The organism is Porphyromonas sp. oral taxon 278 str. W7784 (assembly GCF_000467855.2).
GTDB lineage: Bacteria > Bacteroidota > Bacteroidia > Bacteroidales > Porphyromonadaceae > Porphyromonas.
The window spans coordinates 43,733-59,810 of record NZ_KI259236.1; the positions used below are offsets into that span (position 1 = coordinate 43,733).

The following is a 16,078-nucleotide window of genomic DNA, read 5'->3' on the forward strand; positions in this document are numbered from 1 at the left end:
AAATAAATTTCCGCATATGCGAAAATATTTTTCCGTATATACAGAAATAAATTTTCTTATATGCGGAAATTTTACCCCCTCCCAAACCCGCTGGGAATGCGGGTTCTGTGGAAGGGTGTTTTTGTGCCCGAAGAAGGGGGCCTTGACGGGCGAAGGAATGGAGCCGATTTACGGGGTGACGGGGGCCTTCGCTCCAAGGAAGAAGAAGGGGGAGTGCCTCGGGGAAGAAAAGCTGTGCGCCCCGCTCTATCTCGAGGGATAGGGCGGGGCGCACGGCTTTTTAAGTAGCGGAAGACTTTAGCCTAAAGTGGGGAAGGCCTTGGTCTAAGGGACGGAAGGCTTTTTCCTAAAAGCGGGGAAGTCGGGGCTTAGAGGTCAAGGGGTGTCTTGGGGTAGAGATGATCCCACCACTCGCTCTTGCCTTGCAGATGCTTGGCGAACCACGCCTGGATCGTCTGCATCCAAAGGGCTTGACGATCGGGCTCGAGGATGTGGTGGTCTTCGCCCGTGACTTCGACTAGTTCGACCGTGCGCCCAAGGATCTTCAGGGCATTGTAGAGCGCCGTGCTCTCGCTGGGAGGGACGTTGACGTCGGAGGTGCCGTGCAGGAGCAGGAGCGGGGTGTGGATCTTGTCGGCGTTGAAGAGCGGGCTGTGCTTGGTGTAGAGCTCGGGATTGTTCCAAGGGAAGCTCCCTGCCGAGGCCACCGAGCTGTAGCTCAGGCCCCAATAGCCCCCTGCCCAATAGCTGGAGATCGAACTGATGCCTGCGTGGCTGACGGCCGCTGCGAAGAGATCCGTGCGGGTCTGAAGATACTGCGTCATGAAGCCCCCGTAGCTAGCCCCAGTGCAACCGATCTTCTTGGCATCAACGAAGGGATGAGCGGCGACGAAGGCCTTCACCGCTCCGATGATGTCGTCCGAAGTCTTCGTACCCCAAGCGTTCAGGTGATCGCCGGCGAAGGCTTGCCCGTAGCCGACGGTGCCACGAGGGTTGAGCGAATAGGCGACGTAGCCCTGTGCGGCGAACATCGCCAGGTCGTACGTCGTCTCCAGCTCACGACTCAGCGGGAGCGTCCCGCCATAATAATAGACGATCATCGGGTACTTCTTCGTCGGATCGAAGTTGGGGGGTAGGTAGTACCAGCCGTCGATATCTACGCCGTCGGGCGTGCGATAGATGAAGTCCTTGGCGTGCGTGAACTTCACCCCACGGAGCTTCTCTGCCGAGATGTCCCAGACGAGCTTGCTCTTGCCCGAAGGCTCGAGGCTATAGAGGCGGTCGGCATTATTCAGGCTCTGCCCGAAGTAATAGAAGGTATTGCCCGCCGAGGCGACGCTGAATCCCCTGACGACATCTTCCTTGGCGTCGATGGCGTGGATCTTATTGGTCTTCACGTCGAGGCGGAAGAGGCTCTGGCGACTGCCGTTGTCGGTGAGGAGGTAGAAGGACTTACCCTTAGCGTGGTACTGGACTTGCTCTACGGTGGGGTCGAAGTCCCGGGTCAGAGGCGTGACCTTCCCCGTGGACATATTCACCCGGAAGAGCTCGTGCTGGTAGCCATTGCCCGTGCGCCCGTCGGGCAGGACGTTCCCGACCCCCTTGAAACTATTGGGCGAACCCGTCACGAGGATATCCTCCGTGCCGGGGATGAAGTAAGCCTGGGCGATCTCGATCTCACGAGAGAAGATCGTGTCTACCCGTCCCGTGGCGGGCGTGTAGCGAAGGACGGTCGTCTCGTCGAAGGGCGTGTGCTGCCAGTCCTTGGTATAGAGCCCGAGGAGGAGCTCCTTCCCGTCGGGCGAGATGTCTAGGAGCGCCGTGGAGCGATGCCCGTAGAGGACGGGTTCGTATATGCCCGTAGGTATGTCGTAGCGGTAGAGTGCTTGGCGGTCACGTGCCTTGGGCTGGCGGTCATCGGGGAAGAGGCGACGGATCAGGAGCTTGTCCTTCTCTGGGCCCTTGACTTCCTCATAGATATAGATGGTGCGTCCGTCGGGGCTGATGACGAAGTCTTCGCCAGGGATCTTGTCGATCCAGACGGTGGACTTCCCTGAGACGGGATCGATCTTGACGAGCTGAGTGCTGGCACGGGTCGTAGACTTCATCACGAGGACATCCTCATTCGGAAGCCATTCTGCGCCGTAGAGCGACTGCGTGGTGCGAAGGACCTTGCCCGTAGAGGCTTCACGGATCTCCTCGTAGGTCACGCCCTTCTTCGGAGCACGCTCAGCGTAGGTCACCAGGACGTACTTCCCCGAAGGCGAGACATTGACATAGTAGAGGCGCTTGCCGTGGGTGAGGTAGTTCCAGTTGATATAGCGCACACCTTCCTTGGCTGCCTTCAGGTCAAGCTCGGGAAGACCCTTGTCGGGCTCGAAGGTGAGCTTGAAGTCCGCATGCGCTTCATCGTCGCCTGCGTCGAGCACCTTCACGACGAGATCCTTGTTCGTAGCGATCAGCGTCAGGGGGATGGTGACTGCGGGGACGGTGTCGGAGCTTGCTAGCTTGTCCTCGTTGGAGCCGAGGAGCTCTTCGCCATCGTAGACGGCATAGCGAGCACGGCCGTAGAGGCGAAGCTCACCCTTGGTGTAGCTCGGAGCGATGAGGGAGAAGGAGAAGGTGGTGAAGCTATTGCTCCCTGGCTTGGCCTTGGGGATGTAGAAGAAGCCTTTGGGCGAGGCTGTGGTAGCAGTACTCTTGAGCCCTTCGGTCTTGTAGGCCGTCTTCAGTAGGGAGGAGATGGAGAACTTCTGGTTGTTCACATCGACCGAATCGATCATCACGGGACGGCTCAGCGAATGTGTTCCATAGCGCTTCCCTTCGGTCAGCGTCTGAGCTCCCGCCGTCGTAGCGGTGAGGCAGAGGGCGACCAAGGCAAGGCTCGTAGTCGTTCGTTTCATAGCGTTTGATATGATGTATAAGTATGTGTAGTGGGGAAGCTCAGGGAGCAAGCGCTCAGTGGGAAGCCTCACCTTAGGAGCAAAGATACAAAGTAGTCGTGGTATTTCTAAGCCTTCGGGCTATGAAGTTCGCTGGTCACGGAGGGCGCTCCAGAGCCCCTGTATTCACGGGCCTTCTGAAGGGGGTAAAAACGATCCACGGTAGGTCGCCGAAAAAACTACTGAGTAGGTTTCACTTGCGACCTACCGTGGGTCGTCTCGACGAAGTAGGTTTTGATGACGACCTACCGTAGGTCCCCCCTTTTTGCCCTCTCGAGGCAGGTGCTTTTCCCCCTTCGGCAGACGGCTCCCAAATCCCTTCTTTCTTCCCGAAGAACATCCCCGATCGCCAAAATCTCACCACTAGCACCTCTCTGAAGCCCTTCCTCAGGTAGCTAGCCACCTAATCCCAGCGCCTAGCCTTCTCATCGCTTCTGGAGCGACCTCTCCCGCCTAAGCCGTGAAAGAATCTTGCGAAAAATCATGCGTATATCATAGAAAGAGCTATATTTAGTCGAACTGAACGGTATAACTAACCACTTAATGTAAATATACGTTAATGTTTAACAAGACAAATAAGCAATTATGACACCAAAGAAACTATGGTATGCGCTGGCGACGGTGATCCTACTGTCGTTCGCAGTGCTTGGCTTCTTCGGGCTGGAGATCTTCCGTACGATGCCCCCCTTCCCCGAGAGGGTAGTGACGACGGATGGTACGACGCTCTTCGAAGGCCAAGACATCAAGGATGGCCAGAATGTATGGCAGTCCATCGGTGGGCAGACCGTCGGTAGTGTGTGGGGCCACGGAGCGTACATCGCTCCCGACTGGTCTGCCGACTACCTCCACCGTGAAGCTGAGCTCCTGCTGAAGAAGCTCGCCGAGCGGGACGGGCTCAACTATGCCCAGCTCCCCGCAGCAGAGCAGGCGAAGTATCAGACCCTCCTCAGAGAAGAGCTGCGTAAGAATACCTTCGACGAAAAGACGGGGATCATCACCTACTCACAGCTCCGTGGCGAGGTAGCCCGTGAGCTGGGCGCCTACTACGCTCAGCTCTTCCTCGGCGATCCTTCGCCAGAGTTCGCTAAGCTCCGATCAGCCTACGCTCTGAGAGAGAAGAGTCTGGAAGACCCGCACAAGATGGCACAGATGAGTGCCTTCTTCGCCTGGGCTTCGTGGGTATGTGTGACGGATCGTCCAGGGTCGGATGTGAGCTATACGAACAACTGGCCCCACGACCCTACGATCGGCAATGTCGCTCCTACTTCGCTCCACCTCTGGTCGGGCTTCAGCGTACTGATGCTCCTCTTCTGCGTCGGGATCCTGGTCTACTACTATGCTCAGTCCAAGGAGGACGAGCCAGGAGTACTGCCCACCTCCGACCCGCTCCGAGGGATGAAGCCCACGCCCTCGATGCGTGCTACGACGAAGTACATCTGGATCGTCTCGATCCTGATCCTCGTGCAGATGGTCCTCGGAGCGATCACGGCGCACTACGGCGTCGAAGGGGATGCGCTCTTCGGTCTACCTATCCAGGACTTCCTCCCTCAGGCGGTCTCTCGTAGCTGGCACGTACAGCTGGCTATCCTCTGGATCGCTACCTCTTGGCTAGCTACGGGTCTCTATATAGCTCCTGCTGTCTCCGGGGTCGAACCGAAGTATCAGCGCCTCGGGGTGAACGTGCTCTTCGGGGCGCTCATCTTCGTCGTCGCTGGTTCGCTCGTGGGGCAGTGGCTCGGTGTCATGCAGAAGCTCGGTCTCATCGAGAACTTCTGGCTCGGACACCAGGGCTACGAGTATGTCGAGCTTGGTCGCCTATGGCAGATCCTCCTGCTGGTGGGCCTTGTCCTGTGGCTCTTCCTCATGATCCGTGCTCTGATCCCTGCCCTCAAGCGCAAGGATGAGAACCGTCACCTCCTGACGCTCTTCATCATCGCTTCGCTCGCTATCGCCTTCTTCTACGCTGCAGGGCTGATGTACGGCCGTCAGACGCACATGGCTATCGCTGAGTACTGGCGCTGGTGGGTCGTCCACCTCTGGGTAGAAGGCTTCTTCGAAGTGTTCGCTACCGTCGTGGCTGCCTTCCTCTTCTGCCGCCTTGGTCTGCTACGTATCCAGTCGGCTACCGTGTCGGTCCTCTTCTCGACCATCATCTTCCTCTCGGGCGGGATCCTCGGTACCTTCCATCACCTTTACTTCAGTGCGACACCTACCGCCGTGCTAGCCCTGGGGGCGACCTTCAGTGCGCTGGAGATCGTACCGCTGGTGCTCATCGGGATGGAAGCCTATCACAACTACCGACTCTCTAAGGCAACGGATTGGATCGAGGCCTACAAGTGGCCGATCTATTGCTTCATCGCTATGTGCTTCTGGAACTTCCTCGGTGCAGGGATCTTCGGCTTCGCTATCAATCCGCCTATTGCGCTCTACTATCTGCAGGGGCTCAATACGACGGCTGTCCACGGGCACGCAGCGCTCTTCGGAGTCTATGGTATCCTGGGGATCGGGCTGATGCTCTTCTGTCTGCGTGGGCTCTACCCTGACTACAAGTGGAATGATAAGCTCATAGGTACGGCCTTCTGGATGATCAATATTGGGCTCTTCCTCATGGTGACGGTGAGTGTCCTGCCCATCGGTATCCTGCAGGCACACGAATCGATCACGAATGCCTATTGGTCCGCACGCTCGGCTGAGTTCATGCAGCAGGAGCACATGCAGCTGATCCGCTGGATGCGTATGCCTGGTGACCTGATCCTCGGTGTGGGTGAACTGCTCCTCGTGGTCTTCATCTTCGGCCTACAGTTCGGCTGGTCACGTAAGGGGACACGCTAGACCTTCCCCTACCTTATATATATGTAGAGGCTATCTCTTCTCCCGAGAGGGAGGAGGGATAGCCTCTGCTACATATAGATGAGTCGTGCGTGAGCCTTAGGTCACCGAGAGTGCTTATCTTTATGGCAGTATAGATACTTCATTCATTAAAGAGATTAACGATAATATGGCTCTATTAGAAGACCTCAAGTGGCGCCACGCCACCAAGGCATACGACCCTACGAAGAAGGTAAGTGAGGAAGATCTGATGAAGATCGTCGAAGCGGCTCGTCTGGCTCCTACCTCATCGGGTCTCCAGCAGTTCCGCCTCATCGTCGTCGGTGACCAGGAGCTCAAGGAGAAGATGGTCGCAGGTGCACTGAACCCCGACTGTATGCGTGAATGCTCGCATGTCATCGTATTCGCCGCTTGGGACGAATACACTCCTGAGCGTATCGATGCGATCTACGACCGGACGACGGATGAGCGTGGGCTCGTACGTGGTCGCTTCAAGCGCTATACGGACATGCTCAAGGAGAAGTTCGGTGAGATGACCAAGGAAGAGCAGTTCCAGCACGCCGCAGATCAGAGCTTCATCGCCCTAGGTATTGCCCTAGCACAAGCGGCAGAGCTGAAGATCGACAGTACGCCCATCGGAGGCTTTGATCCCCAGCTCGTTGATGAGCTCCTTGGCCTGCGTGAGAAGGGTCTTCGCAGTGTCTCGCTCCTCTACCTCGGCTATGCTGACCCCGAGCGTGACTGGCTGGGCCAGATGAAGAAGGTGCGTAACCCAATGGAGGAGTTCGCTACCTTCATCTAAGGAAGTCTAGCACCCTATTTTATGACTATGTATACTCCAAGCGAATCAGCCCTCAAAGCGGATTTGCTTGGAGTTTGCTATTTGATACAGGGGCTATCCTCCATCGATCCCTTACAAAATATTCCAATCCCTTTAGTATAGCTTACTGTCTAGATGCCTAAGCATATCAAAGCTGTGAAGTGCCCGCAGTGCGGTAGCACACGTGCGACGATGCTCCGTGAAGATCACTATCGCTGTGATAGCTGTTCGACGGAGTTCTTCCTCGATTCGGATGATATCACCATTCACCATAAGCACGAGACGGACTCCGATCCCTTTGCCTCGCTCCATGACTATGTGTCCAAGCACCCCAAGCAGGTCTTTGCTGCTGTTGGGGGTGTGATCTTCCTCTTCTTGTTCTTTGTCGTTTTGGGGGGCTTATCCTCTAGTCCCTCTAGAAGTCATACCGGCTACGGAGCGTATGAGTCAGGCTATAGTCTTAGCGATGATGCGAAGGAGCGTATCTCCTATGACTTAGAGTCTCCCTATGTCTTTACCAGTGCAGAAGGGCGCCCCATCGTGCTGGTCTGTGGCTCCTCTCGTCCAGCGACTGTAAGCGCTAAGGAGGGTAAGGCCTTCATACGTCTCTACGATGGAGAGAAGAAGACGCTTGTCAAGACGATAGAGATACCCGAGGTGAAGGGTGGAGTCGACTTGACAGGAGTACGCCTGTTCGGGGACGGAGCGGTCTATTTCATCCTCAATAAGAAGAACCTCTATCGTCTCGATCGTTCGACGCTCGATATAAAGGAGCTTCATGGTGAGGACTACAAGCAGACGGAGTTCAGTGAGGGCTTTGCACAAGTAGAGTTCTTCTACGAAGGTCATGGTGATGCACTGAAGGTCATGACAAACCTCGGGAAGAGCTACGTCTACTATCCTATCCCCAATAAGCTCTACACCGACAAGACGGTGTACAAGGGATATACCGAGAAGCTCCCTGCTCCAAAGGTATGTACGCATTTTGCCTTCTCATCTCAGACTACCGAATACGAGGATCAGCAGATTCAGCTCGTACGCTACCGCACACTTGAGCAGGTCGGTTACCCTCATGATGATGCCTACTTTGGTTGGACGAAGGACTATGGGGGCTCAGGTATCTTCACCGATGCTTCGCCCTATCGTAAGGTCTTCGTCAGACCGTATGTCATAGAGCGTACGCGTATGCAGGGCTACGAAGATCTGACCCCTGGGGCTTACTACTTCTCTCCCGAAGTCCTCTACGAATCCGATGATCGCGTCCTGATCACCTTCAAGCCTACAGCCTCGTCCGATGCTAAGCGTATGCTCCGTTGCCTAGATGCTCAGACGGGGAAGGTGCTGTGGAACTACACCGATGAGGACGATCAGATCAGTAGACGCTCCGTCGTCGCTCGCTTCTCTGGGGGCTATCTACTAGCAGGCTACTCTACGGTCTGGCTGATCTCCAATGAAGGGAAGCTCGTGAGTAGTACGGACTATCACTCGCTCATCGAAGGCGAATAACACTACATATCCTAACCTCAGATACGATCACTCACTATGGGTCTATTCAATGTTTTCAGAGGACAGCTAGCTCAGGTCATCCAGTGGGATGAACCACGTCCCGGTGAACTCTGGTATCGCTTCCCCTCTCCCCTTGATGAGATCAAGGACGGGAGTAAGCTCATCGTCGCTCCAGGGCAGGGAGCTGTCTTAGTCTACGAGGGTAAGGTCTCAGAGGTCTTGATGGAGTCGGGTACTTTCCAGCTCAAGACGGACAATCATCCCTTCTTCACTACCCTGGTACGTCTACGACAGGGCTTCGAGAGCGAACACAAGCTTCAAATCTACTTCTTCCGCAGGACTCAGGTCGTCGATGTCCCTTGGGGAACGGCCACACCTATCCTTGTCGTCGATCCTATCTACAAGGTGCCTGTCGAGCTCGGGGTGCATGGGGTCTATGCCTTCCGCGTCGGTGATCCAGAGTTATTCTTTACACAGTTCCTCGGGGCTGGTAGTGGGGAGTACCGAGTAGAGGATCTACAGAGTCTCTTCATCGAGCGAGCCTATCCGCAGATCGCTGCGATCCTCCATACGCACCAGTATCCCCTCACTGAGATCAACGGGCATCTACCCGAGCTATCCAAGGAGCTCTATACTGCTCTCGTCCCCATCCTCGAGGCTCTGGGTGTCGAACTAACGGACATGCGCGTCAGTGGCGTGAACTACGATCCTGGGACGACCGAACGTATCGGTCGTGTGGCGCAGGTCACCACAGAGACGCTTGCCGCTGCTGAGGCTGGTATCAGCTACGAAGAGATGCAGCGCCTCGAAGCTCTGCGTGATGCTGCCCGCAATGAAAGTGGCCTAGGTGCTGCAGGTCTTCAGATGGGTCTCGGTCTGGAGATCGGTAAGAAGATCACTCAGGCGAATAAGGAAGAGCCCGCTCCTGCTCCACAGGTGAAGACGGCGGATCTCGGCTCTGATGATCCCCTGCTCCGACGGCTCACTCAGCTCAAGCTCCTCCTCAGCGAAGGAGTCATCTCTCAGGAAGACTACGACAAGAAGAAGCAAGAGCTTCTCGACCAACTCTAACCCTCTCACTGATCCGACTTATGAAGTACGTATTTGGCGGGATCCTCTCGCTTCTCCTCTTGGCTACACTAGCCTTCTATATCCTTGGGATGTGGGGTGTCGAGCTCCCCGTCACCTCTGCTGACCTCGGTAAGGCTTGGATCACGGGGCTCATTATCTTGGGGGCTATCTTGGTCTTCCTCGTACTCCTTCCCTTCTTCTTCGGTCGGCGCCATTCCCGTGGCTACGACAAGTCTTCGGACTCGGTAGCCCAGCGTAAGCTCGACTAAGGACTGCCCTCGTCCCCCTAGATGAATACAGGTCACGGCCTCTGTCTCTCCTCGGAGAGATGGAGGCCGTGACCTTTGTCGTTCTGTAGCTTGTAGCGGGGATGAACATATCCCCTTCTCTAGGTATTCTATGGGTAGAAACCCCTAAATACAGTTGTAGGGCTTACCTTTGCTAAGACCGAAACAGGATCAGATGCCTTCCGGCATGAGGGATCCAACCTGAGATATTCATCTATCTCTCCCCCTAGCAGACGTCCTTCCCTTGAGCGCCCCGTGGGTGAACTGCATGGAAGAGCTACGCCTTGTCCTAGTCTTCGGTTCGTTCTTTTAAATCCTAATCATACACAAGTCATGAAGAGTATTTTTTACCGTATGGCACTGCTCTTGGCGCTCCTACTAGGAGTCCTGGATCCAGCGCATGCACAGCACTCTAAGACTACGGGAAGTATCGTGGGCACCGTCGTAGACGCTTCGACACACGAAGCCCTTCCCAATGTCCAGGTCCTCATCAAGGGGACTACCATCGGTACGACTACCGATGTCCATGGAGCCTTCACGATCCAAGGCCTTGCTCCCGGCTCATATACCATCCAGGCTCGTCTCGTGGGCTATGGGGTAGAGGAGAGCCGTGTCGGGATCGAAGCTGGGCATAGTCGCCACCTAGACCTCTACCTCCAGCAGCAGAGTATCGACCTAGATGGCGTAGTCGTCTCGGCTAACCGTCAGGAGACGCTTCGCCGTCATGCCCCAAGTCTGGTCACCGTCCTCTCGCAGGAGATCTTCAAGAAGACCAATTCGGAGAACCTCAGTCAAGGCCTCCGCTTCCAGCCAGGGCTTCGCATCGAGGACAACTGTCAGAACTGTGGCTTCAACCAAGTGCGTATCAACGGGCTCGAAGGGGCCTATTCGCAGATCCTCATCGATAGCCGTCCTATCTTCAGTTCCCTCGCTGGTGTCTATGGTCTAGAGCAGATCCCTGCTTCGATGATCGAGCGTGTCGAGGTGGTACGTGGGGGCGGATCGGCCCTCTTCGGTGCTAATGCCGTCGGTGGGGTGATCAATGTGATCACGAGAGAGCCTCTGCGCAATACTGCTAGTCTTCGCCAGAGCTATACTTCCTTCCAGAAGGATAAGGGAGCCTATACCTCGCTGATGCCTACGACCTCGTTCAATGGGTCTCTGGTCAGCGAAGACCGCCGTGCTGCAGCGATGATCTTCGGTCAGCACTCCTCCCGAGGGATCGTGGATGTCGATGGAGATGACTTCACCGATATCCCCGAACTCAAGAATAGAGCCCTCGGCTTCCGTGCCTATTATAAGACGGGTATCTATGGTAAGCTGACGGCGGAATACCGCTCGATGCACGAGTATCGCCGTGGTGGTGATCGCCTGAGCGAAGCGCCCTTCCAGGCTCGTATCGCCGAATATCTCCAGCACTTCGTCGACGGAGGAAGCCTTCGCTTCGACCAGACGACCGCTGAGGGCAACGACAGCTTTAGCCTCTACGCTTCAGGGCAGAAGGTCCTACGTAAGAGCTACTATGGTGGGGGTGACTATGCCGATGAGCTTCTGAAGCCACTGATCAACCTCCCTCGTGGTAATGCCCAAGGCACCGACGAGGAGAAGAAGCAGGCCGAGGAGTATCAGAAGGCCTATGACGATGCCCTCAAGGCCCTGACGGCCTATGGCGAGACTAAGGGCTTTGACTTCCAGGGGGGCGGTACCTACGTCCACAAGTTCCCCAAGGCGCTGACCCTGACGGTAGGTGCTGAGGGTGCCTATTCTACGCTCAACGACAAGAGTGGCTACCGTGCTCATGGCATCGATCAGGTCACGACGACCTGGTCGCAGTATGACCAGCTGGAGTATTCGACCGACCGGTGGAACTTCCTCCTCGGTGGGCGCTTCGACTATGTCCGTCTGACGCAAGGGGGGAAGAAGAGCATTGATCCGCTCCTGATCTTCAGCCCCAGAGCAAACGTTCGCTTCAACCCCGACAAGAACCTCAGTCTGCGCCTCTCTTACAGCGAGGGCTTCCGTGCTCCTCAGTTCTTCGACGAAGAGATGCACGTCACACTGGCAGGCGGTGAGCCCAAGGAGCGAGTCCTAGCTAAGGACCTCAAGGAAGAGCGCTCTCGTAGCCTCAGTGCTTCCTTCGACTGGTATACCACGCTGGGGAAGGGATGGCAGCTCAACCTCATGGGCGAAGGCTTCGCTACCTGGATTCGGGACAAGTTCACCCCAGATAACGAGGATGGTGTCCTCGACCCTAAGACGGGGCGCAAGGTCATCACGATCATCAATGCTCGTGACGGGATGAGCAAGGTCTATGGCCTTAGCTTCGAGGCTCGTCTGGCGTACCAGCGACTCTTCGATCTGCAGGGTGGTGTGACCCTACAGCGTAGCCTCTACGGGCAGGACAAGGTGCTCTTCGATGCCGATGAAGACAACCCCACGCAGGCTAAGGTCACCACACGTGACTACGAGCGTACCCCTAATCTCTACGGCTATCTGACCGCTACGCTTCGTCCTACCTCTGCTCTGAGCCTCGTGCTCTCGGGCACCTATACGGGCTCGATGAAGGTGCCTCATGCCGCCTACGAAGGGGTGGGGGATCTCAACCTCCAAGCTAATGAGCTGGACGCTCGGGGACACTTCGATGTCGTGCGTGATGGCATGCGCTACCGTGGGCAGAATGCAGGGGCTGCTTACCTCTACAAGGCCAAGCCCTTCGTCGACCTCGACTTCCGAGTGAGCTATGCCTTCACCCTGACGTCGCTGGTGAAGCTCACACTGGATGCTGGCGTGCAGAACTTCCTCAACGCCTATCAGAAGGATACCGATATGGGTCCCGGGCGAGCTTCGGACTACATCTACGGGCCTAACCGTCCTCGTCGCCTCTATCTCTCGGCGACCTTCGACATCTAAGGCTTAGAGACAGAGAACTTCTTTCATTGGAGTTGTTGTGGGCAAGTGCCTCCGTCTACCTCTTGGGGTAGGGGAGGGCTTGCCTACTCATTTTTAGTACCCTTTCTACGGGTGCTCTTGTACCCCCAAAAAGGGACCTACGGTAGGTCGCCGAAAAAACCTACAGTAGGTTTCACTTGCGACCTACCGTAGGTCGCATCGACGACCTACAGTAGGTTTTATTTTGGGCTATCCGAAGGCCGCTTCCCGAGCGCTCGGGATGAGGGTGCTGAATCTTAGGGTTTGGATGGGGAGAAGGTGGGGGAGAGAGGCGTTGCCTTCCCCTTGCCTGAGCCCCAGCTTCAGAAGGGCGAAAATTAGGGGCGATGATCGGGGCGTCGAGACCCGCTAGATCGGTGCTGGGACGAGGAGGCGGAGAGTTTTCCGTACCTTTGTTTATATCTATGGGAAGAATACTTGCTATTGACTACGGACAGAAGCGCTGTGGGGTCGCTGCTACCGATCCCCTGCAGATCACACCTGGTGGGCTCGGGACGATCCCTACCCATCAGTTGCTCTCCTTCGTCATCGACTACGTGAGCCGAGAGCCCGTGGAGCTCATCATCATCGGCTATCCCCGTCAGATGAATAATCAAGAGTCGGCTTCGATGAAGTATATCCGGCCCTTCGTCGAGAAGCTTCGCAAAGCCCTCCCAGAGATCCCCCTAGAATATCAGGACGAGCGCTTCACCTCGGCCCTAGCTCAGCGGACGATCCGAGAGGCGGGTATCGGGAAGAAGCGCCGAGAGCAGGACAAGGGGCTGGTCGATGAGATCAGCGCCGTGATCATCCTGCAGAGCTACCTGGAGCGCCGTGATGGCCTCGGGAGTATCCACCTGCCGTTCAAGTAAAAGAGAATTAACCCCTTCTAAGAAAAAGATGAAGCTACCTATTTATATCTATGGTCACCCCGTCCTACGTGAGGTAGGGCAAGATATTACCCCTGAGTACGAAGGTCTGCAGGACCTCATCACCAATATGTGGGAGACGATGTACTTCTCCGACGGGATCGGTCTGGCTGCTCCTCAGATCGGGCGTGCTATACGTCTCTTCGTCATCGATGCAGATCCGATGGCAGACACCTTCCCCGAATGTAAGGGGCTCAAGCAGACCTTCATCAACGCCCGTATCGTAGAGCGCAGTGAGGATACCCTCAGCGAGAGCGAAGGATGCCTCAGTATCCCAGGGATCAATGAGAAGGTCACCCGCCCCTCCACGATCACCATCGAGTATCTGGATGCCGACTTTCAGCCCCATCGCGAGACCTACTCAGGCTTCGCTGCTCGTGTCATCCAGCACGAGTATGACCACATCGAGGGGATCCTCTTCATCGACCTGATCGCCTCGATCCGCAAGCAACTCATCAAGGGCAAGCTCACCAACCTACAGAAGGGCAAGGTCTCAGCGCACTACCGAGTAGTGACTGCTCCACAGAAGAAGAAATAGCCCGCCCTTCCCTCCTCGACGAGGCCTTCTCACCGATAAGCTCCCCCCCTCTCCCTCCGAACCTTCGATAAGCGATAGACGATACATGAAGAAGCTGCTGATCCTAGCCTTAGGCTCCCTCCTCTCTGTCTCCTCCCTCCGAGCGCAGATAGATGTCGAGCAGGCTCTATCTATAGGGCGCAATGCGATCTACTTCAATGACTACATCGTCTCTATGGGCTACTTCAACCAGATCATAGGGCTACGTCCCTGGATGGCCGAGCCCTACTTCTATCGTGCCGTAGCGAAGATCAACCTCGACGACTACGCAGGAGCTGAGGAGGATGCTACCCTAGCGCTGGATCGCAATCCTATCTACCCCCGAGCCTATCTCCTGCGTGGGATCGCTCGCTTCTCACAGAAGGAATACGCCTCTGCCGTGGCGGACTTCCGTCGGGGTCTAGAGCTCTCTCCGAGAGACACCGGCCTGCAGTACAACCTCTCCATAGCCCTCCTGCAGGACAAGAAGTATGCTGCTGCCGATAGCGCTGCTACCGAGCTCCTGCAGATCGACCCGAAGAACAAAGATGCCTACCGTGTCCTAGCTCAGTCTGCTCTTGAGCGTAAGGATACCATCACGGCCACTAGGCAGGTCGACACGCTCCTTGCCCAGGATTCGACCTATATCCCAGCCTACCTACTGCGTGCTCAGATAGCTGCCGAGCGGAAGGATTACCCTACGAGTATCCGTGCCATCGACCGAGTCCTCGCCCTAGATGCGGGTGATGCTTCGCTCTACGTCAACAGGGCGATCATGCGCTACCACCTCAATGACCTACGTGGGGCAATGAGCGACTATACCGAGGCCCTTCGCCTCGAGCCTAGGGATCGGGCTGCGCTAAACAATAGAGCCCTCCTGCGCTCTCAGGTCGGGGAATACAGCCTAGCGATCAAGGACTGGGATGCACTGCTTCAGGTCGATCCAGACAACTACATCGCTCGATACAATAGAGCCTTGCTACAGATGCGCCTCGGTGCGCTCCGCTCCGCTCTGGAGGATCTGAATGTCGTCCTCACCCGCTACCCGATCTTCTCCGAGGGATTCATAGCTCGCTCCGAGGTGCGCCAACGACTTGGCGATGCCAAGGGTGCCGCTCGTGACCAGCTCCATGTCTTTGACCTACAGAACAGCAAGGGCTATAGGAGCAAGGCCGCCTCTACCTCACGCCCTACAAAGACTGCTAAGGAGACACGTAGCCGGGAGGACGAAGCCATCGAGAAGTACAACATGCTCGTGGAGACCGCTCCCGAGCCAGTCAAGGACAAGCCTAAGTACACCAGTCAGATCCGTGGACGTATCCAGGATCAGGAGACTCAGGTCACGCCTCGCCGAGACCTGATCCTCTCTTATTTCGCAGAGGTCGATAAGGATGGTAATCAAGGACAGGTATATTTCGCCCAGCTCCTAGACCGCTTCAACCTCCGCCGTCAGCAGCAGGACAAGAATGCTCCCCGCCTCCTGATGAGGGAGCAGGGAGGGACGCTCTCTTCTACCGAAGTAGAATATGTGCGCAAGCACCTCTCCCAGCTTCAGGAGCATCCAGAGAAGACGGCACAGCACGCCTTCCTCAAAGGGGTAGATTACCTCCTCCTGCAGGATCTAGAGGCTGCGATCTCTTCGCTCAGCGAAGCCATTGATCGTGATCCTGAGTTCGCCCTTGCTTACTTTGCTCGAGCTCTCGCCTCTCTACGCCGAAGTGTAGCCGAGCAGGGTCGTCTTGCTGAGCCTCAGCCTGTGCCTCCTACGCCCACTATCCGTCCTTCGGCTACGGGCTCTACGGGTACTACCCCTGAGGTGGCATCGGTTACTCCTGTCCAGACCCGCCTCGTGGCCCATTCGCCCCTCACCGACCTTCGTCGTGTGATCGAGCTAGCCCCGACCTTCGCCTACGCCTATTACAATCTAGCGAACCTCTACGTCAAGTCAGGGGATACCTCCAGTGCTATGGCGAATTACTCCAAGGCGATCGAACTCAATCCCAGCTTTGCTGAGAGCTACTTCAATAGGGGGCTTCTCTTCTACTCCGAAGGGAAGGTCCGTGAGGGTACCCGTGATCTGAGCCGAGCCGGCGAACTAGGCCTCTACAAAGCCTACAGCCTCATCAAGCGGATGAATAAGTAGAGTCTGTGCCCCTTTGATGAGGCGCTACCTTGGCTCGAGCACCGCAGTTATCCACAAAGATTATCTC

General features: G+C 56.2%; 10 protein-coding genes and 1 pseudogene. 10 read left to right on the top strand and 1 reads right to left on the bottom strand.

The features are described 5' to 3' along the window. A pseudogene (locus tag HMPREF1556_RS08830) lies at window positions 1-262 on the top strand (hypothetical protein); the annotation flags it as partial. A 106-nt stretch (window positions 263-368) separates the two neighbouring features. On the opposite strand, the gene HMPREF1556_RS04680 reads toward HMPREF1556_RS08830, so the two are convergent. Further along, window positions 369-2,903, bottom strand: a complete 2,535-nt coding sequence (locus HMPREF1556_RS04680) for a S9 family peptidase (protein WP_021667154.1) — start codon at window positions 2,901-2,903, stop codon at window positions 369-371. A gap of 624 nt (window positions 2,904-3,527) precedes the next feature. On the opposite strand from HMPREF1556_RS04680, the gene HMPREF1556_RS04685 reads away from it, so the two are divergent. The 9 genes from HMPREF1556_RS04685 (at window position 3,528) to HMPREF1556_RS04725 (ending at window position 16,011) form a co-directional block, all read left to right on the top strand. After that, the gene (locus HMPREF1556_RS04685) at window positions 3,528-5,774 is read left to right on the top strand and encodes a nitric-oxide reductase large subunit (protein ID WP_021667156.1); all 2,247 of its coding nucleotides are present in this window, start codon (window positions 3,528-3,530) and stop codon (window positions 5,772-5,774) included. A gap of 166 nt (window positions 5,775-5,940) precedes the next feature. Further along, the gene (locus HMPREF1556_RS04690; protein ID WP_021667157.1) at window positions 5,941-6,573 is read left to right on the top strand and encodes an NAD(P)H-dependent oxidoreductase; all 633 of its coding nucleotides are present in this window, start codon (window positions 5,941-5,943) and stop codon (window positions 6,571-6,573) included. A gap of 153 nt (window positions 6,574-6,726) precedes the next feature. Then, on the top strand, window positions 6,727-8,097 hold the full coding sequence (locus HMPREF1556_RS04695) for a hypothetical protein (RefSeq protein ID WP_021667158.1): 1,371 nt from the start codon (window positions 6,727-6,729) through the stop codon (window positions 8,095-8,097). Window positions 8,098-8,133: 36 nt separating this feature from the next. After that, window positions 8,134-9,168, top strand: a complete 1,035-nt coding sequence (locus tag HMPREF1556_RS04700) for an SPFH domain-containing protein (RefSeq protein WP_021667159.1) — start codon at window positions 8,134-8,136, stop codon at window positions 9,166-9,168. 20 nt (window positions 9,169-9,188) lie between these two features. Further along, on the top strand, window positions 9,189-9,437 hold the full coding sequence (locus HMPREF1556_RS04705) for a hypothetical protein (protein ID WP_021667160.1): 249 nt from the start codon (window positions 9,189-9,191) through the stop codon (window positions 9,435-9,437). 351 nt (window positions 9,438-9,788) lie between these two features. Continuing rightward, window positions 9,789-12,365 carry a TonB-dependent receptor gene (locus HMPREF1556_RS04710; RefSeq protein WP_021667161.1) on the top strand — a complete coding sequence of 859 codons (2,577 nt, stop codon included), beginning with the start codon at window positions 9,789-9,791 and terminating at the stop codon, window positions 12,363-12,365. Window positions 12,366-12,808: 443 nt separating this feature from the next. Then, entirely contained in the window at window positions 12,809-13,255 is a 447-nt protein-coding gene (gene ruvX / locus HMPREF1556_RS04715) for a Holliday junction resolvase RuvX (RefSeq protein WP_021667162.1), read from the top strand. Between the two features lie 28 nt (window positions 13,256-13,283). Further along, entirely contained in the window at window positions 13,284-13,850 is a 567-nt protein-coding gene (def, locus tag HMPREF1556_RS04720; protein ID WP_021667163.1) for a peptide deformylase, read from the top strand. Between the two features lie 85 nt (window positions 13,851-13,935). Next, entirely contained in the window at window positions 13,936-16,011 is a 2,076-nt protein-coding gene (locus HMPREF1556_RS04725) for a tetratricopeptide repeat protein (protein WP_021667164.1), read from the top strand. Window positions 16,012-16,078 lie beyond the last annotated feature (67 nt).